The following is a 22,780-nucleotide window of genomic DNA, read 5'->3' as shown; positions in this document are numbered from 1 at the left end:
AGAAATGTCCGAACGAGCAAACAGCAAGCCGGAGACCGGCGCTTTCTTCGCCCGCGACCGCGCCTGGCACGCGCCGGCGCTGACCCCCGGCTACAAAACCTCGGTGCTGCGCGCGCCGCAGCGCGCGCTGCTGTCACTCGACGGCACGATCTCCGAAACGACAGGCCCGGTCTTCGGCCATTCAATCATCGGCGAGCTCGACAACGACCTGATCCTGAACTATGCGCGGCCGGGCGAAAGCGCCATCGGCGAACGCATCATCGTCCATGGCCGCGTGCTCGACGAACGGGCCAAGCCGGTGGCCGGCGCCCTGGTCGAATTCTGGCAGGCCAATGCCGGAGGGCGCTATCGCCACAAGAAGGAAACCTATCTCGCGGCAATCGACCCGAATTTCGGCGGCTGCGGCCGTGCCATCACCGACGAGGAAGGCCGCTACCATTTCCGCACCGTCCGGCCCGGCGCCTATCCCTGGCCGAACGGCGTCAACGACTGGCGCCCCGCCCATATTCACTTCTCGATCTTCGGCCACGGCTTTGCCCAGCGTCTGATCACGCAGATGTATTTCGAGGGCGACCCAATGATCTGGAAATGTCCGATCGTCGGTACGATCCCCGACAAGGCGGCGATCGAGCAGCTGATCGCGCCGCTCGACTGGGGCAACACGATCCCGATGGATTCGCGCGCCTATAAATTCGATATCGTGCTGCGCGGCCGCCGCTCGACGATGTTCGAAAACAGGCTGGAGGGCAACTGACCATGCAGCAGCTCGGCTATCTCAAGGAAACCCCGTCGCAGACCGCCGGTCCCTATGTGCATATCGGCCTGACGCCGAATTTCTGCGACATCACAGGCGTCTACGACAACGATCTCGGCAGCGTGATGCTCAACGACAAGACGCTCGGCGAACGCATCACCGTCACCGGCCGCATCTTCGACGGCGCGGACGCGCTGGTGCGCGATGCCGTCGTCGAGATCTGGCAGGCCGACAGCGCCGGCCTTTACAATAGTCCCTCGGAAATGCGCGGCGCCGCCGACCCGAACTTCGCCGGCTGGGGCCGCTGCCCGACCCGGGCCGACGACGGCGTCTACAGCTTCGAAACCATCAAGCCCGGGTGGGTCCCCTTCAAGGACGGCCGCAGACAGGCGCCGCATATCACCTTCTGGATCGTCGCCCGCGGCATCAATATCGGCCTGCATACGCGGATGTATTTTCCCGAGGAGGCCGAAGCCAACGCCAGCGACCCGCTGCTTGCCCGCATCGAACATCGCGAACGCGTTGCCACCATGGTCGCCACCCGCGATAGCGCAACCTGCCGTTTCGACATCCATCTGCAGGGGCCGAAGGAGACGGTGTTTCTGGATATTTGAGGGTGTGCCGGCTGCTTGTCGGAGAATTTCGCGCAAGCAGCCCCCTCACCCTGCCCTCTCCCCGAGGGGAGAGGGGAACAGTGCCACGCGAGAGAACCTGCCCATAAGGCGCCGACGCCGCCTCATTTCCCTTCTCCCCTCGGGGGTCCGAAGGACGGGTCGAGACCAGTGGCTCGACCCCGGGTGGCGGCAGCCGGATGAGGGGGCCACCACCACAAACGAGCAAACCATGACCGCATCGCCCTTCGACCACCCCTTCCTCTCTGGCCTCGTCGGCGACGATGAAATCGCGCCTTATTTCTCCGCCGAGGCGGATATCCGGGCCATGCTCTCCTTCGAGGCGGCACTCGCCAAGGCCGAAGCCGCGCACGGCCTCATTCCCGGCGAGGCAGCAAGGAAGATTGCCGAAGCCTGCGCCGGTTTTTCTCCGGATCTCGCCAGCCTTCGTTCGGCAACGGCGAAGGACGGCGTCGTCGTCCCCGACCTCGTCAGGCAGCTGCGCGCCGAGGTCGGCGAGGAAGCCGGCAAAAACCTGCATCTCGGCGCCACCAGCCAGGACGTCATCGACACCGGCCTGATGATCCGCCTGAAGGCGGTGGTCTTCCTGTTTGCCGGCCGGCTTTCCGCCATCCTCGCAGCGCTTGACGGGCTCGACCGGCAGTTCGGCCGCAACCGCCTGATGGGCCATACCCGCATGCAGGCGGCGATCGCCATCAGCGTCTCCGACCGTCTCAATGCCTGGCGCACGCCGCTCGCGACCTATCGCGACCGCCTGACCGAGCAGAGCTTCCCCGTCCAGTTCGGCGGTGCTGCCGGCACGCTCGACAAGCTTGGGCCACAGGCCGCCGCCGTCCGCAGTTCGCTCGCCCAGGAGCTCGGCCTCACCGACATCAGGCAATGGCAGAGCGCCCGTCTGCCGATCGCCGATATCGCCGGCCTGTTCGCTTCGATTTCGGGCAGCCTCGGCAAGATGGGACAGGATATCGCGCTGCTTGCCGAGATGGGCGGCGAGATCGAAATTTCAGGCGGCGGCACCTCCTCGGCCATGGCGCACAAGCAGAACCCGGTTGCCGCGGAAGTCCTGGTCTCGCTCGCCCGCTTCAACGCCACGGCGCTCTCGGGTATCCACCAGTCCCTCGTCCACGAACAGGAACGCTCCGGGGCAGCCTGGACGCTCGAGTGGTTGCTGCTGCCTCAGATGACAATGGCGACCGCCGCCAGCCTACGGCTGGCAAAGGAGTTGACGGGGAATATCAAACGGCTTGGAACGGCCTGAGATCGCAACTGCGGCCGGTGCCGTGGCAAAGCCGTGCGGCAGGGGCTCGAACGCGAGAGCGCGGCGATTTGCTTTTTCGATCGCGCGCAACCATCTAATAGGCATGACTTGCGGAAAACGCCCCGCCCCAGCAGCCCATTTACCGAAAACCAACCATACTGGGTTGCTTTCCGAAGCGAAAGCCGATTGCTTAGGAGAATATACTTCTTCTGCCGCTAGCGGTTAGGAGAACGAAAGGGGGCGCAGGCAAACTCGTGGAATTCTGCTGCTTCGCATCGGGATAAACTATGATTACGATGGCGATGCGGGAAGGCCGGTTTGAAAAACGATGACGACAGAACTGTTTCAGATAAAATTTTGGGGCGTCCGCGGCAGTATTCCCGTATCGGGCCCCGAGTTCGATCGCTACGGCGGTAACACTTCCTGCATCGAGATTCGCTGCGGAAAACATCGGTTGCTTTTCGACGCAGGTTCGGGGCTGCGCGAGGCGGGTCTGTCGCTGCTCGCCGACGGTGTCAGCGACGTGGATCTGTTCTTCAGCCACTGCCATTACGACCACATCATCGGCCTGCCCTTCTTCAAGGCGATCTATTATCCCTCGATCAACGTCAACATCTGGTCCGGCCATCTCGACGGCAAGATGAGCACGCGGGAAATGGTCGAGCAGTTCATCAGCCCTCCTTGGTTTCCGGTCAAGACCGACATCTGTCAGGCGACGATGAACTTCCGCGATTTCCATCCCGGTCAGGTTCTGACCCCGCATGAGGGCATCGAGATCAAGACGTTCACGCTGAACCATCCGGGCGGCGCCATCGGCTACCGCATCGAATGGCAGGGTCGGTCGATCGCTCTCATCTACGATATCGAGCATATTCCCGGCAGCTATGATCCGGTCTCCCTGGAGATGATGCAGGGCGCCGATCTCGTCGTCTACGATTGCACCTACAATGAAGACGAGATGCAGCGCTTCAAGGGTTTCGGCCATTCGACCTGGGAGCACGGCACCGAGTTGGCCAAAATGGCGGGCGCCAAGCGCTTCGCCCTGTTCCACCACGCCCCCTCCCGAACGGACGAACAACTGGCCGAAATGGAAGCACAGGCTGAGGCCGCCTTCCCCGGCGCCTTCGCCGCCCGCGACAATCAGACCGTGGTGATTTAGGGGTGCCGGCGCACGCAGGCGCCGGCCCGTTCGCAACTTGCTGACGGAACAGATGCCGGGTCCGACCGTTTCCCCGGCAGCGCAAGATCGATGAAACGGGGTATCAGCCATGACCGTGCTCTCCGGACAATGCCTTTGCGGGCAGGTGAAACTTTCTGTTCGTGGCGAACCGTTGCGCGTCGGCATTTGTCACTGTACCGACTGCCGAAAGGAAAGCGGTTCGGCCTTTACCTTTTACGGCGTCTGGCCCGCCGGCCAATTTGAACATTCCGGCGAAACCGGCGAATTCCACGGCCGGCGCTTCTGCACCGGATGCGGTTCGCGGCTGTTTTCCGCCGATGACCAGGAGGCGGAAATCAAGCTCGGTATCCTCTCGCAGGCGCCGACGCCGCTGGCGCCGCGCTACGAACTCTGGATCAAACGCCGTGAGGCATGGCTGCGGCCCGTGGAGGGCGCCGAACAGTACCAGGAGGACCGAACGTGAATCTGGCCACGCTCGTCCGACATCACATCACCACCGTTGCAGGTATCGAGATTTTTTACCGTGAGGCCGGCCCGAAGGAGGCGCCGGTACTGCTGCTGCCGCACGGCTATCCTTGCTCGTCTTACGAGTTTCGTAATCTCATGCCGCGCCTTGCCGACCGCTGGCGGCTGATCGCCCCGGATTTCCCCGGCGCGGGCTACAGCGGCACACCCGATGATTTCGACTACAGCTTCGATGGTTATGCCGCCTGGCTGGAAGCGTTCATCGGCGCGCTCGATGTCGACCGTTTCGCCCTCTATCTCCACGATTTCGGCTCACCGATCGGAGCGCGGCTGGCAATCAGAAACCCGAGCCGCATCGTGGCGCTGATCATCCAGAATGGCGATATTCCCTATGAGGATGCACTCGGCCCGAAATATGCCGATATCGAGGCGACGTGGGCGCTGCCGCGCGCGGAGATGAGGAAAGCGCTGGCGCAAGCGATCAGCGAGGAGACGTTCCGGGAGGAATTCCTCAACGACCTGCCGCCGCCCCTGGCCGACACAATCCCGCCGGATCTCTGGCGGCTGCACTGGTCGCTGATCACGCCGCGGCGCAAGGAAATCGCTATCGACCTGATCGCCGGATTAAAGGAGAACCGCGCCTGGTTCCCCGAGCACCGGAAGTATCTCAGAGAGTACCGGCCGCCGACCCTGATCGTCTGGGGGCCAAACGACCACTATATGCCGGAAAAGTCGGCACGCGCCTATCTCCGAGATCTGCCGGAGGCCGAACTGCATCTGCTCGACGGCGGGCATTGGCTGCTCGAGACGCATCTGAATGAAGTCACAGAACTGGTGCGGGACTTCCTCGGGCGCGTTCACGCAGCCTGATCTTGCAGGAGTTCTGGCGCCGACCACCAAGAGACGGCAGGGTGGCGGGCCGTCACCGCAAACAAGTCCGACAGGAAATCCCAGGCGGCCGCATCATGAACCAGATGGTGGCTGAGCACACCAATCGGCTCGCCATTGCCGGCAAACCGGTCGCGGAGTTCGGCAACCAGTTCGGCCACCAGTTCCTCCGCGCTGCGGCCGCCTCGCGTGCCGTACCAGTCGATGATATCGACATGGGTGTTGAGAAGCGGGATCGGCCCGCCCTCTTTTGCCCGCCCGTAAACCGAGAGCGCCGCAAAGCCGACTTCGGGCAATGCCGGGATGAGCCCGGCGTCGATCCGGTTCCACGGCGGCACCAGCACCGGCAGGAAGCGGGCGGGATGGAGCCGCTTCAGGCGCTGCAATCCTTCACGCAACTCGCTGAGCACCACCTCGGGCGGCCGTTCGCCGCCGAGTTCCTGCTTCTTGCGCTCAGGTCCGGCGTGATTGGTATGCGACCAGCCATGCACAGCGACAGCGACGCCGGCGTCCTCCGCCAGCCGCGCAGCCAAGTCCTCGCCGGTCAGGGCAGGAATAACGGCAAGGGTCAACGGAATCCCGTTCTCGGCGGTCAGCGCCAGCAGCCGCTCCAGATCGGGCGTCGGCTCGACGGCGTCGTCGTCGCGCAGCCAGAATCGCGCCACGCGGCCGGCGGCTCGCCAGCGGTCGAGCTCCCGGCGCAGCGGTTCCCAGCTCATCCCTTGGCTCATCATCTCACTCCTGTTCCTGCGCCTTGCGCAAAATCTCGTCCAGAACGCGGGCAGCTACCGCGAGCGAGCGCTCCTCGAGCACGAAGCGCCGCGCTGCCTGCCCCATCGCATCGCGTTTCCGCCCGTCGCCGAGCAGGGCCGCGATGGCCCCGGCATAGGCGGCGACATCGCCCTCCGGCGTCAGCAGGCCGGTGACGCCGGCCTCGACCACGGCGGGCACGCCCGCCGTTTGCTGCGCCACGACAGGCAGGCCGGCGGCCTGGGCTTCGAGATAGGCAAGGCCATAGGCCTCGCCGCAGCCGGGCCAGACATAAATGCCGCCACGCGCGAGCAGGCCGGCGATCTCGGTCTCGCTCCGCTCGCCCAGCCATTCGATGCGGCCGAGAAAGCCGGCAAACAGCCCCTCCACCTCCCGGTGCATCGGCCCGTCGCCGATGACCGAAAGGGTCCATGGCTTGTTTTCAATCAGCCGCAATGCTTTTGCGAGCATCGCGTAGCTTTCCATCTTGTCGCCGGCCCGCATCATCGCGACGGTCATCAGCCGGCTGGGATCGGGCGCCGGACGCCCCGCCTCGAACAGCGCCGAATCGATGAACGGCTTGAGAGCCGCAAGCCGCGCCTGCGGAAAGGCGGCTGACAGTCCGGCCCGATCACGCTCGGTGAAGCTGATATTGACCGCCGCCTGCATGACCGCCTCCCCCACGCGCTTCTGCCGGTCGGCCCAATCCGTCCGGTCGCGTTTTGCTGCATAGGAGGCTTCGGCGGTGACATAGGGAATAGCCAATTCGGCGGCGATCGCCGGCCCGAAGGGATCGGGCGATTTATAATAGGGATGATAGCAGAACCAGAGATCCGGCCGCGGCTCTTTTTGCCATTTCTCCCGCAAACGCGCCATTTCGGCGGAGATGGCGGGTGCGAGCGCCGCGGCCGCCTCAGGCGTCGGGGCATGAGTGCGAAATTCGGAGACGACCTCGACCTGATGCCCGGCACGCTCCAATGCCCGGATCAGCAGCCGCGCCATCAGCCGGTCGCCCGAAGGCACCGGGTGGTTCGGCGATTTCATCGGCGCATAGAAGGCGACCCGCATGCGCATCCCTCGCATAGACACACTGTTTCCAATCGGCATTCACAAGCGAATTCAGCACATGCGGCACGCGGTCGCGTTGAACCCTCCCATGGTGTGCGGCATCGTCACCGGCGTCGAAAAAATCCCTTATTGCCGCCTTCCCGAAAACTTGCGCATAAGCATATGCAATGTGATCGCAATGGAAGCAATTCCGCCTCTTTCCCCATCTCTATGGGCCTGCGATTGCATCGACAAGAACGGGAATGAATGACGACGGCCTCGGTCACAGGGATTTTTTCGGAGCGCTCGATCAGAAGGGCAAGGCTCGGTTCGGGGCTGGTTATTTTCGTCTTCGTTCTCTTGCATTTGTCGAACCATGCACTGGGACTCGTTTCGATCGCCGCGGCCGATAAGGTCCGCCATCTTTTCCTGGCAATCTGGCGCAATCCCGCCGGCACCGTCCTGTTTTACGGATCAGTCCTCGTCCATATGACCCTGGTGCTGCGCGCCATCTACATCAGGCGCAGCCTGGTCATGCCGAAGGGGGAAGCAGCCCAGATGGTGCTCGGCCTGCTGATCCCGCTGCTTCTGATCGATCACGTCATCGGCACCCGCATTGCCCATGAACTCTATGGCTATATCGACAATTACGAGACGATCGTCGGCATGTTATGGCTGCGGACGCCGGCGGCGGGCGTGCGCCAGGCATTCGGCCTGATCGCGGTGTGGATCCACGGCTGCATCGGCATCCATTACTGGCTGCGTTACCGCCCTTGGTACGGCGGTTTCGCACCGCTGCTGCTGGCGCTGGCGATCCTTGCGCCGGTGCTGTCGCTGCTCGGTTTCGTCGAAATGGGCCGCACGCTTGCCGACCCCACCTATCAACTGACCGCGATCGAGCCTTATGCAACGACCGTGAATTCCCACTATGTCTCCGACCCCGAGATCCGCAGCCAGATCGCCATGGTTCGCGCCGGGCTCTATGGCGCCTTCTCGGCCTCGCTGATCATCGTCGTTGCCGCCCGCACACAGCGCAGGCTGAAGGAGCGTCTCGATCAGGTCGCGGTGCACTATCCGGGCGGCGAAGTGATCCGCGTGCCGCGTGGGTTCACGGTGCTGGAGGCGAGCCGGCTCGGCGGTCTGCCGCATTATTCGGTCTGCGGCGGCAAGGGCCAGTGCTCCACCTGCCGGGTACAGATTCTTGGTGATTACCAGACGCTGCCGCCGCCCGACAAGCTGGAACAGACGACACTGAAACGCATCAATGCCGGCCCTGATGTCCGCCTCGCCTGCCAGCTTCGGCCGAATACCGATGTCTCGGTCGCGCCCCTTCTCGTGCCGGCCGTCGAAGCGGCTCTTCCCGCCAACAGCCAGGAGACGAGCCCCGGCCGTGAGCGTGAAATCGTCGTGCTCTTCGTCGATATCCGTCATTTCACCACGCTGACGGAAACGCGCCTGCCCTTCGACGTCGTCTTCCTGCTGAACCGCTATTTCGCCATCATCGGCAAGGCGGTGGAGCAGGCGGGCGGCCGGCTCGACAAATTCATCGGCGACGGCGCCATGGCGCTCTTCGGCCTCAACGCCGCGCCGGAGGAGGCCTGCCGCCAAGCGCTCGACGCGGCGGCGGCAATCAACATCGGGATCGAGAAACTCGCCGCCGAACTGGCCGAAGAGCTGACGCTGCCGCTGCGGATCGCCATCGGCATCCACACCGGCCCGGCCGTCGTCGGCACGATGGGCTATGGCCGGGTGCGCAGCATGACGGCGATTGGAGATACGGTGAACGTCGCGAGCCGACTGGAAAGTGCGGCCAAGGAATTCGACGCGGCGATCGTCTTCTCCGAGCCGGTGGCCAGGCTTGCCGGCGCCGATCTTGACGACATCCAAAGCCGTGAAATCAGCGTGCGCGGCCGCGCCCTGCCCTTGAAAGTCTATGTCGTTCCGAGAGAGAAAGCGGCAGAACCGCTCAAAGGAAAAGCCTGATGCACGGCAAGCCCTGGCTCACCACCAAATATTGGAGCCGCCGGTTGCGCAAGGCGCGCAATAGAGTCGCCTCGCGCTTCTTCGACACCCGCCTCGGCCGCCGGCTGCTGATCGAGAATATCGGCCCGCGCGTCGTCTCGATGACGGTCGATGCCGGTGATCATCTGATGACCTTCTCGCCTTCCGACTATATCGGCCGCAAGGTCTTCCGGAAGGGCCATTTCGAGCGCGACGCCGTCGACCGGTTGATCGCCATCCTGCGCGAGCGCGGCCTGCTCAGGAAGGATGCGACGCTGCTCGAGATCGGTGGCAATATTGGCACCCAGACGGTTTATTTCGCCTTGAGCGGCACCTATGCCAAGATCGTCAGCGTCGAGCCCGATCCGCGCAATTTCCCGCTGCTTGAACTCAACATCCACCAAAACCGGCTGGAGGAGAAGGTCCGGCTCGTCAACTGCGCCGCCGGCGAGCACGTAGGCGAGATCGACTTTTTCCTCAACCTCAACAATCACGGAAAGAGCAGCGCCATCCGCCAGAGCCCGACCGACCGCAAGATCAGCGTGCCAGTGAAGCCGGTCTCCGAGATCCTTGCCGCTCTTTCGGTCGATCCGGCCGCAATCGGCCTCGTCTGGATGGATATCGAAGGCTACGAGCCGGTCGCCTGCCGCTCGATGCAGCCGCTGCTTGCCCGCCGCGTGCCGCTCTACATGGAGTTCACGCCGCTCTTCTATGGGCGGGAGGGAACGCAGGCCTTTATAGCGATGCTGTCAGGATTCTACGAGGACTGTGTCGTGCTCTTCGAGGACCGCGAGGAAGAGATGAAGGTGCGGGATCTGCCTAATGAGTTCGATCAGTACAATGTGCTGTTTCTGCCTTAGGTCGGGTTGTCGCGGAACTCGGCCAGGCGACAGCGGTTCTGCGCGCTAGTCGCTTTCAAACTAGTCCATCTTCTTCGGAGCTGACAAAGATGAAGTGCTCGTGAAGGCCTGCACATCCAGTTACAAACCAAATATTTTGCACACTAAGCATAAACTTGTTGCGTATTACCAAGCAAGAGTATAAGTTGCACAACTAGAAGTCACCGCCATCTTAATATGGCGCGCATGGAACCTTGGAGGGCGTCATGGTTCTGCGTGGTAGATTTGCTATTTTCTTCTCATTCGTCGTTTTCATTCCACACAGCGCTTCGGCGGAATGGCTATGGCAGTCTTCCGCTGGAAACGATACCGTCATTTCAGCTGAAATTGAGCAGCTATACCTAAAATTATATAATGAAAACAAACTATTGACTATAGACTATATCGATAAAACAGGAAAAAATGTTCAAACTATACTCAAGGAACAGGGGAAAATAGCAGGAGACATGTTTCCGATCGGCATTAGCTCAGTGATGTGCAATCTCAACCCGACGATCTGCAAATTCAATGCTGCTAAGGAGCCAGTTTGGTCAAACAAGGCTGGCGATTTGATCAAGATCCCAGCAATCAGCTTCCAAGAATACACCGTATTCGATGCAAGGTCTAAGGAGCCCGGCGTCTCGACAGATGACCTCCTTTCCAAAAGTCACGCCACATGCCTCGAGTATGGGGGCAATTGCCAAGAGGTGCTCAAGTCGCTGAACGATCACAATCCCCAAGTCCTCCTTCCTGAGGGACAGGGCACGATAATTGTTCCCGAACGAGGTTTCGAGACGATGCTCGAATCTCCCCCAGCTCCCGGAAGGATTCCCGCAAAAGATCTCCAGCGATTTGGTAAAACATCTGGTTTCTCCTTACCTTCGTTCGAGAACCGGATCGTTCCCTCGGCCGACATATCCCCCCAAGGATCTTACAGCGGCGAACCGCTTTATCAGAAACAAGACGAGTTGTTCCGACTGCTAAACTATGATTTCGCCGAGTTGGCGGATACTGCGAAGATCAGCAATCGCTTCAAGAAGCCCGTGAAGATCGAGGTCTTAGATTCGTGGTTTGATAAAGACCACTGCGACCTTACGAACGTCACAGTAGTTTATCGAAAGGAAGCAGGAATCTCGCGCGCTCCACTGAACTGCGGGGACCCGCTCGGGGCGGACCAATGGAACACTGTTCTCGATCATGCTACTCACGTCATCGGCCTCATTGCCGCCCAGATCAACGGAAAGGCGGGCGGCGGACTTGAGCCTTTTGCTCAGATTCTCTATCGCCAAATCGCGCTCGAAGAGTTTTCGGATCCCACGGCTCGAACAAAGGTGTCTCAGGCCATTATAACAGACTACCTCACGAGCAAACCCTCGGTGTTCAATTTGAGCTGGAGCTATCGCAACACCGGGGGCAGAAAAGACCCTATCAAGGAGATGATCCGAGACGCTTTGCAGGGTGCGCTATTCGTCGTAGCGGCAGGAAATGAGAAGTCAACTTTCGATGATGGCGAATGTCCCGCTATGCCCGCATGCTTGTCGGACCTTCCAAATGTGATCACAGTCATTGGGCTAAACCGCGATATGGCGAACCCAGAGATTTGGGAAACTCAAAAAGAGGGTTCCAACGTTAGCCCTCGGTTCAACATCGGAGCAATCGCGTCTGATGTCGTAAGTACGAGCGGCAGCAATGGGTATGCAACGGCATCAGGTACGTCCCAGGCGGCCCCTCAAGTTGCCGCCGCCGCTGCCTACATTTATTCGGCTTATGATAGCTTATTCGCCGGAAACGGGCCATTGCGTCCGGGTACAGTGAAGAACAGGTTAGTATACACATCTGATCTTTTTCCGGCTCTGTTGAATGATTCCGTTGGAGGTCGCCTCAATTTCCAACGGGCGCTCGATATCGCATTCGACAAAATCGTCGTTCGCTCCGATCCGACAAAGGAGCTTAAAGGCAGTTTAGATGTGAGCGGCGATCCTATTGTCTGCAGAAAGAATGCGGATCGCGACAATGTGAACATCCCACTCGACGCGCTGAAGCGCATGCACTTCGATGAGGAACTTGGAAAATACATCGTCTTTTATGACGCTCCCAGTCCTGGAGAGCCCAAAATGGTTCGCATCGCTGACTGCGAACTGAAATCGGGGGGACAGCTCCTCCGTTTTTCACCAACTGGGCAGAGCGACACGGAGATCCAGCTAGATACCATCACCGATTTCGCGTCCAAGCTTTAACTGGAGACTAAGATGTCCACACGCCGTTATCGAGCGCCGGCGCGAGCCTTTGCACCCGCCTTAGTTGCACTATTTTTGCTTCAGGGTTTAACCACCGGCCAAGCCGAGAATGTTGAACTCAAACCTCAGGTCGAAGGTGGTGTTGAAGCCGTCGAAGTTACTACACCCACGTTTACTCCCGCAGAGTCCACCGAGACGTCTTTTTGGAATGCAGAGTTCAATCAATGGCCCGGCTCGCGCAGCCTTCGTATCCATTTCGGAGACGTAAAAGTGCCAGCTGATTTCACTGGTAAGCTGGTTCTAACGGACAGAAGCGGCGGAATAGTCGAAACCTATCAGGGCGAAGCACTTGCTACACTTCAGGATAGTTGGAGCAAAGTCGTGCCGGGAGATTATGCTTTATTGAGCTTAATCGCGGAAAAACCGCCCGCCGGGGTTAGTGCAGCCATCGATCAAGTGGCATTTACAAGCAACGAGGGGATTGCTTTATCCATTATTGGTGTCGATGAAATGCAGGACGTCGACGAATACAGTCGCGACCCTGCAGTGAGCGCGGCTTCAAGATCCGTTGCCAAGTTGTCGTTCATTAAAGATGGACGCCAGTTCACCTGCACTGGATTTCTTTATGGAAAAAACAGAAACCGGTTGATGACAAACGAACACTGTGTGAACAGCGCTCAGCTTTGCAAGTCGACCATAGCCACGTTCCACTACCAACTCGAAAACGGGATGCTGGACCGCGGCACTCAGTATCGCTGCAAGTCTTTCATTTTTGCTGATCCCGATTTGGATTTCGCTGAGATAGAGCTGGAAGGCACTCCGGCAGACATGTGGGGGAGTCTGCAATTGTCGAACGAGGACGTTCGAGAAAAGCAAGAACTGATGATCATCCAGCATCCAGGTGGGCGACCCAAAATGATTTCGCGCGTTAATTGCACGGCAACCCAGCCGGTCGCCGACGGAGTCGTGCAAAAAAGCGATATCGCACACAGCTGCGATACGGAACACGGTTCTTCAGGTTCTCCTCTGCTCAATCTAGCTGGAAGCGTAATAGGTCTGCATCATTTTGGCGTGGCCGACGGACCATACTGGAACGAGAACCGCGCCGTCCGCATGTCTGAAATTTTAAAGAAATTGAAAAACTAAACCGACCACCGGGAGGCCGATTATGGCATCGCTAGTGAAATCGACTGCGGCGTTCCTTTCCGCGATTTTCTTGGTAACGGCATGGAGCCCGAACGCTAGTTCCTCCGAAATTTCTACAAAGTGCAGCTCTAGTTCTCCAATCGAAGCGAACTCCTCATCGATCGTCACCTTCGAAAGGATTACAAAATTTTCTCCGCGGGCACGAGGTGATCTTGCACTTGCGATCGCGCGGCTTTGGAAAGACCCCGCACCGGGCGAATTGGTTAATCCAATCCGAGTTCAACATTTCATGGCACAGATTGCCACCGAAACAGGGGGATTTGTCGCAATTGAAGAGAACCTGAACTATTCTGCCGATCGACTACTAAAAGTGTTCCCCACAAGGGTCACACCCCAACAGGCCCTACGACTTGCCCACCGCCCGGAATTGATCGCCAATCATGTCTACGGCGGAAGGCTTGGGAATGATCAACCTGGTGACGGGTGGCGCTTTCGCGGGTCAGGTTTCATGCAGCTTACCGGACGTGGAAACTTCGAAGCCCGCGGTAAGCTCCTTAACAAACCCTTGGGTAAGACTCCGGAGCTGGTTCGGCAACCCGAAACAGGATTTGAAACCGCGACTGCCTATTGGGTGGCTCGAAATATCAATGTGCAAGCAGATGTGGATAACATCAAAGCAGTCCGAAAACTCGTAAACGGAGGATCGATTGGTCTTCCAGAGTCAAAGATCTGGTTGGCTAGGGCTAAGCGCATCTTCGTCACTGGCAACCAGCCAGGCGAAAGTGCAGAAAGCGAACAGCAAGAACTCAATGCTGTAGAAGAAGAGCTGACAAATCAAGGTTTCCTCGAGAGCGTCGGTCCAGAGGAGAGTTCAGATCCCGAAGCTAATAAGGCACGGTTAACGGAAGCACTTCGAAACTACCAGATTGAAAACGGCCTCCCGGCAACGGGAGTCTACGACGAGGCAACTCTTTACACGATGAGCGAACCCGAACCCCAAGACCCACTTACGTCCGAAGAGCTAGCGGCGATCCAGAGGAAGCTTCAACAAATGAACTTGCTTTCGCCGGGAGAAGCATCCGGACCAAATGATATCGCCGACGCCCTAAAGAAATTCCAGAGCCTCCAAGGGTTGGACGTTACCGGAATTTATGATGAACCCACCCTGCAGATTTTGCTTTCCGATCAAAACGCACCACGCTAATCCTGCTCTTGGAGGAATTCATGCATGCCAAGATCACATTGCTTTCGGCACTTCTGTTAGCCGGATGCACCTCAACTCAGCCGGGAATTGGCTCTCCTAAATCGGGCGCCATTTCTGCCGCGACTAATGCTCTTTGCGGTTTTGTGCCGGTAGGCATGGATGTCGCTGATCTCTTTGGGGTGCCAGGTGCAGCGAAAGCCGGACAAGCTGCAACGATTATATGCGCGGCAGTCGAGAAAAGAAGAAAAGAGCTAATCGCCCAGAAGAACGCTTCCGAACTCGCGGGAGAAGCGCCGATTACGAAACTGCCCGCAGGCACTAAAATCTCTGTTGTCATCGAGGGCAAGACTGTGACGGGTCTCACTTCACGGTGATGCTATGACGAAAATACATTCGGGTCTCCCAGATCGGTCGATCACTAATTCGTGTGGGATATGTAGAACGAGGGGTTGCTTGCACGGAGGTGAAGCGCCATCCGCCAGAGCCCGACCGACCGGAAGATCAGCGTGCCGGTGAAGCCTGTCTCCGAAATCCTCGCCGGGCTTTCGATCGACCCGGCCGCGATCGGCCTGGTGTGGATGGACATCGAAGGTTACGAGCCGGTCGCCTGCCGCTCCATGCTGCCGCTGCTTTCCCGCCGCGTGCCGCTTCATATGGAGTTCACGCCGCTGTTCTACGGGCGCGAGGGCACAAAGGCCTTCATAACGATGCTGTCAGGACCGCGAGGAAGAGGTGAAGGTTCGGGATCTGCCTGGCGATATCGATCAGTACAACGTATTGTTTTTGCCCTAGGCTCTGCAGGACACGATTACTGGCGCCGTGCCGCGGACGTCCGTGTTGCCGCCCGCGGGCGTGAGCCCAGGACCGTCTTGTGCAAACCCGAAAAAAGCGGTTAGCTGCATTCTTGGGGGCACTTTTCAAGCACAGTCAGACGAGCTTCGGGCGTTAGATGCGCTGAGAGGTGTCCGCATTCGAGGGAAGTCTCGTGCGCTGGTCCAAACCGCTCAGAGTGCATCTCGGCGTCCTGGTCGTCGCATCGCTGCTTTGCACGTCGATGCCGATTATCTGGTTGGCGTTCAGGCAGGGAAGCAATGCTGCCGTGAGTGCCGGCGCGCAGCAGATGCGCGAGATGAGCCTGCGGCTGATCGAGGGATATCGCCACACGCTGGAGGGAGGCTACGAGGCGGTGGCGCTGGCATCCACCCTGCCGCAGCTCGTTTCGCCGCCGCCTCAGGATATCAAGGCGAAACAGGACCTCTTTCTCGAAGTTCTGCGAAATGTCCCCGAGGCAACGAGCATCTATACCGGATACCCTGACGGCTCGTACTTGCAGGTCATCAACGCTGGAAGGAGGGATGTCCGCCAGACCCTCGCGGCGCCTGACGAAGCGGCTTTCGCGATCAGAACGATCGCCGGGCGACAAAATGCGAACGTCATATCGACGCTTGGCTTTCTCGACGGCAAGGCAAGACTGATCGGCGAACGGAATGTCGACGACGCGTCTTTCGATCCGCGGCAACGCCCGTGGTATCAATCGGTCGTTCAGGACGGCGCCCCGGTCTCCGTCGGCCCCTATGTGACCGGAACGCTCAAGGTGCCGACGCTGACGATCGCGGCACCGATGAAGGACGATGGGCGGGTGGTCGTCGGCATCAACGTTCACCTGCAGACCATCGGCCGCCTGCTGGATGCACAGAGTATTTCGCCGCATGCCCGAGCCTATGTCATCGACGGTAGCGGCAATCTCGTTGCTCATTCCTACCCTGATATCATGAGCAGGATCATCGCAATATGGTCGAGAACCTCAGGCGCCTTCGCCATAACGGCAAACGCCTTCGATACCAGTCTCGAAACGATTGTCCGGCTGCGGCAGGATCCTGCCTTCGCAAACGGCGGCCTGGCGCGGATCGAACTTGATGGTGCAAGCTATCTTGTCCAGATCGCCCCGGTCAGCGTGTCCGGCCTGTTCCGGGGAAGCACGGCCGCAATCGTCGTGCCGCTGGACGACCTCGTTGCCGAGGCCAACCGGCTGCTCGTGCGCAATCTCCTGATTGCCGGCATCCTGTTGATCGCGGGTGTTGCGGCATCGGTGGTCCTGTCGCGCATGGTCAGCCGCTCTCTATACCGCCTCGCCGACGAGGCGCGCATGATTGGCGATCTCGAGGTAAGCGAGAAGGCCCTGTCGCACTCCTGGATAACGGAAATCAACACATTGGCGAGCGCGCTCTCGGCAAGCCGTCACGCCATCGGCCAGTTTGCCCTCTATGTTCCGCGTGAAGTGGTCCGCCGCATCGTCAGCCCTGACGGGCGAACGGTCGTCAAGGCGAAGCGGCAGGACGTGACCGTGCTGTTTACCGATATCAGGGACTTCACGACCATATCGGAGCAGAATTCGCCCGAGGACGTGGTCGATACGCTATCGGCCTATTTCGAGCTGCTGAACACCATTGCCGAGAGCCATGACGGCACAGTCGTCCAATATCTCGGCGATTCCATCTTCGTCATGTGGAATGCCCCTGTTCAAGATGGCGGGCATATCGAACACGGCTGTCGATGCGCGCTTGCCATGAAAGCCGCCGTCGACGAACTCAACGGGAAAAACCGGGCGCATGGCCGCCCCGAACTCTTCACGCGGTTCGGCCTCCATACGGGCCCCGCCGTCGTCGGCAGTTTCGGAGCGATCTCGCGCCAGCAATATACGGCCATGGGCGATACGATCAACGTCGCCTCCCGGCTGGAGGGATTGAACAAGGAATACGGCACCTCGATCCTGGTGAGCGCCGCCATCCATAACGCCGTCGGCGACCGCTTCCAGTTTCGGCCGCTGGGTCTGGTGCAGGTGAAGGGACGGGCTGAAAAGGTTGATCTTTGGGAGCTGGTTGGGGATCTCAGGTGCTAGGTGTTGGCGCGCCTCTCCCATCTCCCACCGTCGCATGCACCTATCCGGCGGGCTGCATCACCAGCGACTGATGGCAATGCACGCCGGCAAGCACACCCGAGGCCGAAGCGAGCGTGCCGCTGTGCATGGAGCTTGCGGCATCGCCGGCGGCGAAGACGCCCTTGACGCTGGTCTCCTTGTTTTCGCCGGTACGGATGACCGGCCCGAAGGCACCGTCGTCGAAGGCGCAGCCAAGTTGTTCGGCAATCGGGCTTGCCATCGCCGTTTTCGGCGCGACGAATATGGCGTCGAGCGGCACGATGCGGTCATCGCCGAGACGCACCGCCTGGAGTTTCGGACTATCGCCCAATAATTCCACGACAGGGCTGCGTTCGATGCGCACGCCACGGGCGGTGAGCCGTCTCAGTTGCTCTTCATCGGGCTCGAACAGCCGCTGGGTGAAAAAGGTGGTCGCGCCCCAGTCCGGGATCATCATCGCCGAATGGGCGGAATGCGGATGGTTTGCCAGGACGCCGAGGTCGCCGCCGCTCACCTCATAGCCGTGGCAATAGGGGCAGTGCAGCACCGAGCGGCCCCAGCGATCCCTGAGCCCGGGGATATCGGGCAGCGTGTCGCTGACGCCGGTTGCGAGAATGAGGCGACGAGCGCGTTCTTCACTGCCGCCTTCGATGGTGACGACGAATTCCTCACCCTCCTTCTGCGTGCGCGTGACCTTGCCGTCGCGCAGCGTGATGTTTGGATAGAGCGAAAGCTGCCTCTTCCCCTCGGCCATGATCGCCTCCGGCGGCTGGCCGTCCTGGCCGAGGAAGCCGTGCGAGGCCAGCGAAAACCGGTTTCGCGGCGCGCCTGCGTCTAGGAGCAGAACCCGCCGCCGCGCCCGGGTGAGTTGCATGGCCGCGGACAGACCGGCAAAATTGCCGCCGATGACGATGACTTCGTAGGACATGCGGTCACTCCTTGGACATTACTTCTCATGAATCAACATAAGTTACATGAAACAGCGCCGTCAAGGCTCATGTCACTTGTCTTGTTACAAATTGCTTGCGATAATGCCGCGCTCGATCGACAGGATAGAACCATGCGCAACGACAGCCGCCTTTCCCGCATGCTGCACGTGCTGATCCACATGGATCGGCATGAACATGCGGCAACCTCCGAGGTGATTGCAAAGATGCTCAACACCAATCCCGTCGTCGTGCGCCGCACCATGGCCGGCCTTCGCGACCAGGGCTATGTGCGTTCGGAAAAAGGCCATGGCGGCGGCTGGACGCTGGTGCGGCCGTTGTCCGAGCTCACCCTGCTCGACGTCTACAACGCGCTTGGGGACCCCCACCTCTTCGCCATCGGCCCCGCCGACGATCAGCCCAAATGTCTGGTCGAGCAGGCGGTGAATAGTGCGCTGGCCGACGCGATGAAGGAGGCTGAGGCGCTGCTTTTGAGGCGGCTGGGCAGCGTGACGCTGGAGGAAATCGCGGCTGACTTCGAGACAAAACTGAAGGCGCGTTCGGCTACGGCTTATTCCTGTGCCTCGTGAGCGGAAGCTCCTAGGGCTCAGCCGTCACGCCCCCTCACCGTCCACGAGGCGGTATCGCGATCGGGGTGCTGGTTGTTGCTTTCCCTGATCGCCGCAGCCCAGTCAGCGCCGTTGGTTTCGGTCGCGCCGGTATTTTCTATGTCCGTGATCGTGTCGAACCATGCCACCATGTTTTCGGTGCAGGTATTGGCATGCGGCGGGAAGGCGTTCGGATGGTCGAGCGAACCGATCATCAGGTTGGTGCGACCGTTTTCCAGGTGATGGAAGAACAATGGCGTGCCGCAATTGGCGCAGAAGCCTCGCTCGACAAGCTCCGAACTCTTCCAGACGCTCGGCTTGCCACGTGTCCAGGTGAGCGCATCATCGGGCGCGGCGACGAGCGCGGCAAAGATGTTGCCTGAGGCCTTCTGGCACATGCGGCAATGGCAGAGATGCGAATTGTCGAACATGGCGGTCGCCTGATAACGCACGCCACCGCACTGACAGCCGCCGCTGACTTCCATCTCGATGCGTTCCATTTTTCTCCTCCTTCAAAGACGGGTGGGGCTTCCTCTCCCCTCACATGCGCCGATACAGAAAATACCGCCCTTCCTTGATTCCCTCCGGCAGCGGCAGCTCCGTGAGCTCCGGATGCTCCAGCGGCAGGCCGCTGACGGCGATGCCGTTCGGGGCGAGCACGCCGGCTATCAGCTGTGGCAGCCAGGTCAGCGTCACCGCATCGATCTCGTCATGGCCGGTGCCGATATCGGCGTGGGCGAGGGCTGCGCCGATGCCGAGGAAGGCCTGACCGGAATCGCGGATGTTGCCGGTCACCATATCTTGCGGCTCTGGGGTCGAGGCCGAATAGGAGCGGACTTCCCAGTCGAAGGCGATGATGCGGCGGTCGGGGAATTTTTCGCGCAGGTGATCATAGGTGCGGCCGTTGCCGAGGCCGAACTCCAGCACCGGGCCTTCGATGTCCTCGACCAGATCGGTGATTGCGTTCAGAATGTCGCGTTGGGCCGTCAACCGGCGAATGAAGCTGTCGAGGCGGCTCATCGCAATCCGAATCCGTGATGAAAATCGTGAGCGCGTGCTAACACATGAAACCTTGTCAAGTCGATTGCCATAGATGGGAATTGGCGTTGCAGCAGCGATATGGGTCTGTGCTATGGTCAATGACATGACAACCGGGACCGACGAAGAATTCTTTGCGAGCGTGCCGCGCTTCAGCGCCTTCGAGGGCGTGACCGATGCCGGCAATTACCGGCCGCTGCCGGAGGGATGGGTGCTGGCGCTTGCCGATATCGTCGGTTCGACGCAGGCGATTGCCGGCGGTCGCTACAAGGACGTCAACATGGCCGGCGCCAGCGTCATTTCGGCGGTGCTGAATGCAGTCGGCAAGGGCGACTATCCCTTCGTCTTCGGCGGCGATGGCGCGCTGATCGCGCTGCCGGGTTCGCTGGAGAAGGCGGCGCGGGATGCACTCGCCGCCGTGCAGGTCTGGGTCGAGGAGGATCTCGGCCTGATGCTGCGCATCGCTATCGTGCCGGTCGCCGATACCCGCGCGGAGGGCCTCGACGTGCGCGTCGCGCGCTATTCCGCAAGCCCGCATGTCACCTATGCGATGTTCTGGGGCGGCGGCACAAGCTGGGCGGAACGACAGATGAAGCTCGGCCGTTACGGCGTCGAGCGCGCCGCGCCGGGCACGCGGCCGGATCTCACCGGCCTGTCCTGCCGCTGGAGCCCGATTGCGGCGGAGAATGGCGAGATCGTCTCGATCATCGCCGTGCCCGGCGAAGGCCGGCCGGGCGAAGAATTCCGCGATCTCGTCAACGGCATCGTCGCCATCACCGCCGAGCAGAACCGCGGGAGCCATCCGGTGCCGGCCGACGGCCCGAAATTCGCCTTCTCGCTGAAGGGCATCAATCGCGAGGCCAAGGCCACCGCGCCCGCGGGAAGACGGCTGTGGCAGAAGCTGATCATTTTCCTGCAGCTCGCCATCATCCTCGCGTGCTACAGGCTCGGCCTTCCACTCGGACGCTTTGATGCCCGCCGCTACAAGCGCGACGTCGCCGGCAATTCCGATTTCCGCAAGTTCGATGACGGGCTGAAGATGACTGTCGACGTCGACGCCGGCCGCTTGAAACGGATCGAGACGCTGCTGGAAGACGCGCGGGCCAAGGGCATCGCCCGCTACGGCCTGCATCGCCAGTCCTCGGCTTTGATGACCTGCTTCGTGCCGACGCCGATCTCGCGCGACCACATGCATTTCATCGACGGGGCGTCAGGCGGCTATGCGGTGGCCGCCAGCCGGATGACCGGCAAATCGCTTTCGGCCGTTTCCGTCACGCCTTGATGACGTGATCGGCCGAGAGGCCGAGCCGGTCGAAGACATTGCGGGTATCGACGATCAGCGCAGCAGTTTTGGCGAGCGCCGCATAATCGATCCTGTCATGGTCGGTTGCGACCAGCACGGCATCGTATCCGCTCAAGGTCTCCGGCGTCAGCGCGACCGATCTGCGGCCTTTCAGGGCCTGGTATTCGCGCGTCGGCGGGATTTCGGCGACGAAGGGATCGTGGTAGTCGGCGCGGCCGCCGCGCTCCTCGATGATTTCAATCAGCCGCAGCGATGGGCTCTCTCTGATATCGGCGACGTTCTTCTTATAGGCGAGGCCCAGCACCAGCACACGGCTGCGGCTCAGCGCCTTGCCGGCGCGCATGTCGAGCGCTTCGGCTAGTTTGCCGACGACATAGCGCGGCATCGCCGAATTGATCTCGCCGGCAAGCTCGATGAAGCGGGTCGGAAGCTCGTATTCACGTGATTTCCAGGTGAGGTAGAAGGGATCGATTGGGATGCAATGGCCGCCGAGGCCGGGGCCGGGATAGAAGGGCATATAGCCGAAGGGCTTGGTCTTGGCCGCCTCGATCACTTCCCAGACGTCGATGCCCATGGCCGCATAGACGGTCTTCAACTCGTTGACGAGGGCGATGTTGACCGAACGGAAGATGTTTTCGGTGAGCTTGACCGCTTCGGCCGTCGCATTCGAGGAAACCGGGACGACGGTCGAAACCGCAGCGCCGTAAAAGGCCTTCATCAGAGCCAACGCCTCGGGCCCGTCGCCGGCGACGACCTTCGGGATGGTCGCGGTGTGATAATGCTGATTGCCGGGGTCCTCGCGCTCCGGCGAGAAGCCGACGAAGAAGTCCGCGCCGGATTTCAACCCGGTGCCTTCGAGAATGACCTTGACGATATCGTCCGTCGTGCCGGGATAGGTGGTCGATTCCAGAGCGACGAGCTGGCCGGGACGCAGGTGCTCAGCGATCGAGCGCGAGGTCGCCTCGACGAAGGAAAGATCGGGGTCGCGATGCTTGGTCAGCGGCGTCGGCACGCAGATGATGATGACATCACATTCGCCAAGGCCGGCGAAATCCGTGGTCGCCTGAAACCGGTTCGCATCGATCTCGGCGGCAAGCGCCTCGTTGCTGACGGCGTCGATATAGGAGCGGCGGGCATCGAGCGCCACCGTCTTTGAGGGATCGATGTCGAAGCCGGTGACCGCAAAACCGCTGCGCGCGACGGCGATCGCCAGCGGCAGGCCGACATAACCGAGCCCGATAATGCCGGCACGCGCCGCGCGGCTTTCGATCTTCTGCAGGAGCGTGTCGAAGGTGGAGGTGGCCAAGGCGGGATCTTTCGAATGGGGAATTTAGAAAGCTGATCTAATGCATGATGGCGGGGAATTAAACCCGGAGCTTCTTCTCCCCGCGGTGCCACCCCTGTTTACGCCGTGCCCTCAAAGCGCACGAGGGCTAGTCTCGCCGATATCCCAGAGCACCACCTCTCCGGGGTGTGGCCGAAATGCCCCGGCGGCGGCCTTTGCCGCAACCTGAGCGCACAAAAGAATCCGGGTCCCATTGTTTCGCA

The 22,780-nt window shown here is 60.5% G+C and carries 21 protein-coding genes and 1 pseudogene; 16 read left to right on the top strand and 6 right to left on the bottom strand.

The genetic code is table 11. The annotated features are described in order from the left end of the window. Nucleotides 1–4: 4 nt before the first annotated feature. The 6 genes from pcaH (at nucleotide 5) to NMA58_RS27500 (ending at nucleotide 5,159) form a co-directional block, all read left to right on the top strand. The gene (pcaH, locus tag NMA58_RS27525) at nucleotides 5–754 is read left to right on the top strand and encodes a protocatechuate 3,4-dioxygenase subunit beta (RefSeq protein WP_064808128.1); all 750 of its coding nucleotides are present in this window, start codon (nucleotides 5–7) and stop codon (nucleotides 752–754) included. Between the two features lie 2 nt (nucleotides 755–756). Continuing rightward, on the top strand, nucleotides 757–1,368 hold the full coding sequence (gene pcaG, locus NMA58_RS27520; protein WP_285195578.1) for a protocatechuate 3,4-dioxygenase subunit alpha: 612 nt from the start codon (nucleotides 757–759) through the stop codon (nucleotides 1,366–1,368). A gap of 229 nt (nucleotides 1,369–1,597) precedes the next feature. Continuing rightward, the gene (locus NMA58_RS27515; RefSeq protein ID WP_434714687.1) at nucleotides 1,598–2,644 is read left to right on the top strand and encodes a 3-carboxy-cis,cis-muconate cycloisomerase; all 1,047 of its coding nucleotides are present in this window, start codon (nucleotides 1,598–1,600) and stop codon (nucleotides 2,642–2,644) included. Between the two features lie 328 nt (nucleotides 2,645–2,972). Continuing rightward, entirely contained in the window at nucleotides 2,973–3,803 is an 831-nt protein-coding gene (locus tag NMA58_RS27510; protein WP_430959297.1) for an MBL fold metallo-hydrolase, read from the top strand. 109 nt (nucleotides 3,804–3,912) lie between these two features. Next, nucleotides 3,913–4,287, top strand: a complete 375-nt coding sequence (locus NMA58_RS27505; RefSeq protein WP_085780906.1) for a GFA family protein — start codon at nucleotides 3,913–3,915, stop codon at nucleotides 4,285–4,287. A 2-nt stretch (nucleotides 4,288–4,289) separates the two neighbouring features. Beyond that, complete coding sequence (locus NMA58_RS27500; RefSeq protein ID WP_259668192.1) at nucleotides 4,290–5,159, top strand: alpha/beta fold hydrolase; 870 nt, start codon at nucleotides 4,290–4,292, stop codon at nucleotides 5,157–5,159. On the opposite strand, the gene NMA58_RS27495 is transcribed toward NMA58_RS27500, so the two are convergent. Then, nucleotides 5,147–5,908, bottom strand: a complete 762-nt coding sequence (locus tag NMA58_RS27495) for a polysaccharide deacetylase family protein (RefSeq protein WP_434714685.1) — start codon at nucleotides 5,906–5,908, stop codon at nucleotides 5,147–5,149. The two genes, NMA58_RS27500 and NMA58_RS27495, sit on opposite strands and share 13 nt — an antisense overlap. A gap of 4 nt (nucleotides 5,909–5,912) precedes the next feature. Then, nucleotides 5,913–6,995, bottom strand: a complete 1,083-nt coding sequence (locus tag NMA58_RS27490) for a glycosyltransferase family 4 protein (RefSeq protein WP_434714909.1) — start codon at nucleotides 6,993–6,995, stop codon at nucleotides 5,913–5,915. A 246-nt stretch (nucleotides 6,996–7,241) separates the two neighbouring features. Between NMA58_RS27490 and NMA58_RS27485 the strand changes: the two genes are divergently transcribed. The 8 genes and pseudogenes from NMA58_RS27485 to NMA58_RS27450 all read left to right on the top strand — a co-directional run bounded on the left by NMA58_RS27485 (nucleotide 7,242) and on the right by NMA58_RS27450 (nucleotide 17,339). Further along, nucleotides 7,242–8,957, top strand: a complete 1,716-nt coding sequence (locus tag NMA58_RS27485; protein ID WP_434714683.1) for an adenylate/guanylate cyclase domain-containing protein — start codon at nucleotides 7,242–7,244, stop codon at nucleotides 8,955–8,957. Continuing rightward, the gene (locus NMA58_RS27480; RefSeq protein ID WP_434714682.1) at nucleotides 8,957–9,835 is read left to right on the top strand and encodes an FkbM family methyltransferase; all 879 of its coding nucleotides are present in this window, start codon (nucleotides 8,957–8,959) and stop codon (nucleotides 9,833–9,835) included. Before NMA58_RS27485 ends, NMA58_RS27480 begins: the two co-directional genes overlap by 1 nt. A gap of 245 nt (nucleotides 9,836–10,080) precedes the next feature. After that, the gene (locus NMA58_RS27475) at nucleotides 10,081–12,090 is read left to right on the top strand and encodes a S8 family serine peptidase (RefSeq protein ID WP_434714681.1); all 2,010 of its coding nucleotides are present in this window, start codon (nucleotides 10,081–10,083) and stop codon (nucleotides 12,088–12,090) included. 12 nt (nucleotides 12,091–12,102) lie between these two features. Continuing rightward, nucleotides 12,103–13,236, top strand: a complete 1,134-nt coding sequence (locus NMA58_RS27470; protein ID WP_434714680.1) for a trypsin-like serine peptidase — start codon at nucleotides 12,103–12,105, stop codon at nucleotides 13,234–13,236. A 22-nt stretch (nucleotides 13,237–13,258) separates the two neighbouring features. Next, entirely contained in the window at nucleotides 13,259–14,440 is a 1,182-nt protein-coding gene (locus tag NMA58_RS27465; protein WP_434714679.1) for a peptidoglycan-binding protein, read from the top strand. 20 nt (nucleotides 14,441–14,460) lie between these two features. Beyond that, the gene (locus NMA58_RS27460; protein ID WP_434714677.1) at nucleotides 14,461–14,814 is read left to right on the top strand and encodes a hypothetical protein; all 354 of its coding nucleotides are present in this window, start codon (nucleotides 14,461–14,463) and stop codon (nucleotides 14,812–14,814) included. Nucleotides 14,815–14,907: 93 nt separating this feature from the next. Further along, nucleotides 14,908–15,232, top strand: a pseudogene (locus NMA58_RS27455) (FkbM family methyltransferase); the annotation flags it as partial. Nucleotides 15,233–15,425: 193 nt separating this feature from the next. Then, nucleotides 15,426–17,339: an adenylate/guanylate cyclase domain-containing protein gene (locus NMA58_RS27450; RefSeq protein ID WP_434714675.1), complete on the top strand. Its 1,914-nt coding sequence runs from the start codon at nucleotides 15,426–15,428 to the stop codon at nucleotides 17,337–17,339. 40 nt (nucleotides 17,340–17,379) lie between these two features. Here NMA58_RS27450 and NMA58_RS27445 read toward each other — a convergent pair whose 3' ends face one another. Next, the gene (locus tag NMA58_RS27445; RefSeq protein ID WP_434714674.1) at nucleotides 17,380–18,285 is read right to left on the bottom strand and encodes an NAD(P)/FAD-dependent oxidoreductase; all 906 of its coding nucleotides are present in this window, start codon (nucleotides 18,283–18,285) and stop codon (nucleotides 17,380–17,382) included. A 132-nt stretch (nucleotides 18,286–18,417) separates the two neighbouring features. Between NMA58_RS27445 and NMA58_RS27440 the strand changes: the two genes are divergently transcribed. Further along, complete coding sequence (locus NMA58_RS27440) at nucleotides 18,418–18,873, top strand: Rrf2 family transcriptional regulator (protein WP_434714672.1); 456 nt, start codon at nucleotides 18,418–18,420, stop codon at nucleotides 18,871–18,873. Between the two features lie 17 nt (nucleotides 18,874–18,890). Here NMA58_RS27440 and NMA58_RS27435 read toward each other — a convergent pair whose 3' ends face one another. After that, entirely contained in the window at nucleotides 18,891–19,391 is a 501-nt protein-coding gene (locus NMA58_RS27435) for a GFA family protein (protein ID WP_434714670.1), read from the bottom strand. Nucleotides 19,392–19,431: 40 nt separating this feature from the next. Next, a complete protein-coding gene (locus tag NMA58_RS27430) occupies nucleotides 19,432–19,911 on the bottom strand; it encodes a class I SAM-dependent methyltransferase (protein WP_097598810.1) in 480 nt (159 codons plus the stop codon). 124 nt (nucleotides 19,912–20,035) lie between these two features. On the opposite strand from NMA58_RS27430, the gene NMA58_RS27425 reads away from it, so the two are divergent. Next, nucleotides 20,036–21,211, top strand: coding sequence for a DUF3095 domain-containing protein (locus NMA58_RS27425; RefSeq protein WP_097598942.1), 1,176 nt, complete (start codon nucleotides 20,036–20,038; stop codon nucleotides 21,209–21,211). On the opposite strand, the gene NMA58_RS27420 is transcribed toward NMA58_RS27425, so the two are convergent. Then, nucleotides 21,201–22,538 (bottom strand): nucleotide sugar dehydrogenase, encoded by a 1,338-nt coding sequence (locus tag NMA58_RS27420; protein ID WP_434714668.1) that lies wholly within the window; start codon nucleotides 22,536–22,538, stop codon nucleotides 21,201–21,203. The genes NMA58_RS27425 and NMA58_RS27420 overlap by 11 nt on opposite strands. Between the last annotated feature and the right edge of the window lie 242 nt (nucleotides 22,539–22,780).

This window comes from Rhizobium sp. YTUHZ045 (assembly GCF_051124255.1).
In the GTDB taxonomy this organism is placed as follows: Bacteria; Pseudomonadota; Alphaproteobacteria; order Rhizobiales; family Rhizobiaceae; genus Rhizobium.
This window is presented reverse-complemented; position numbering and strand designations above follow the sequence as displayed.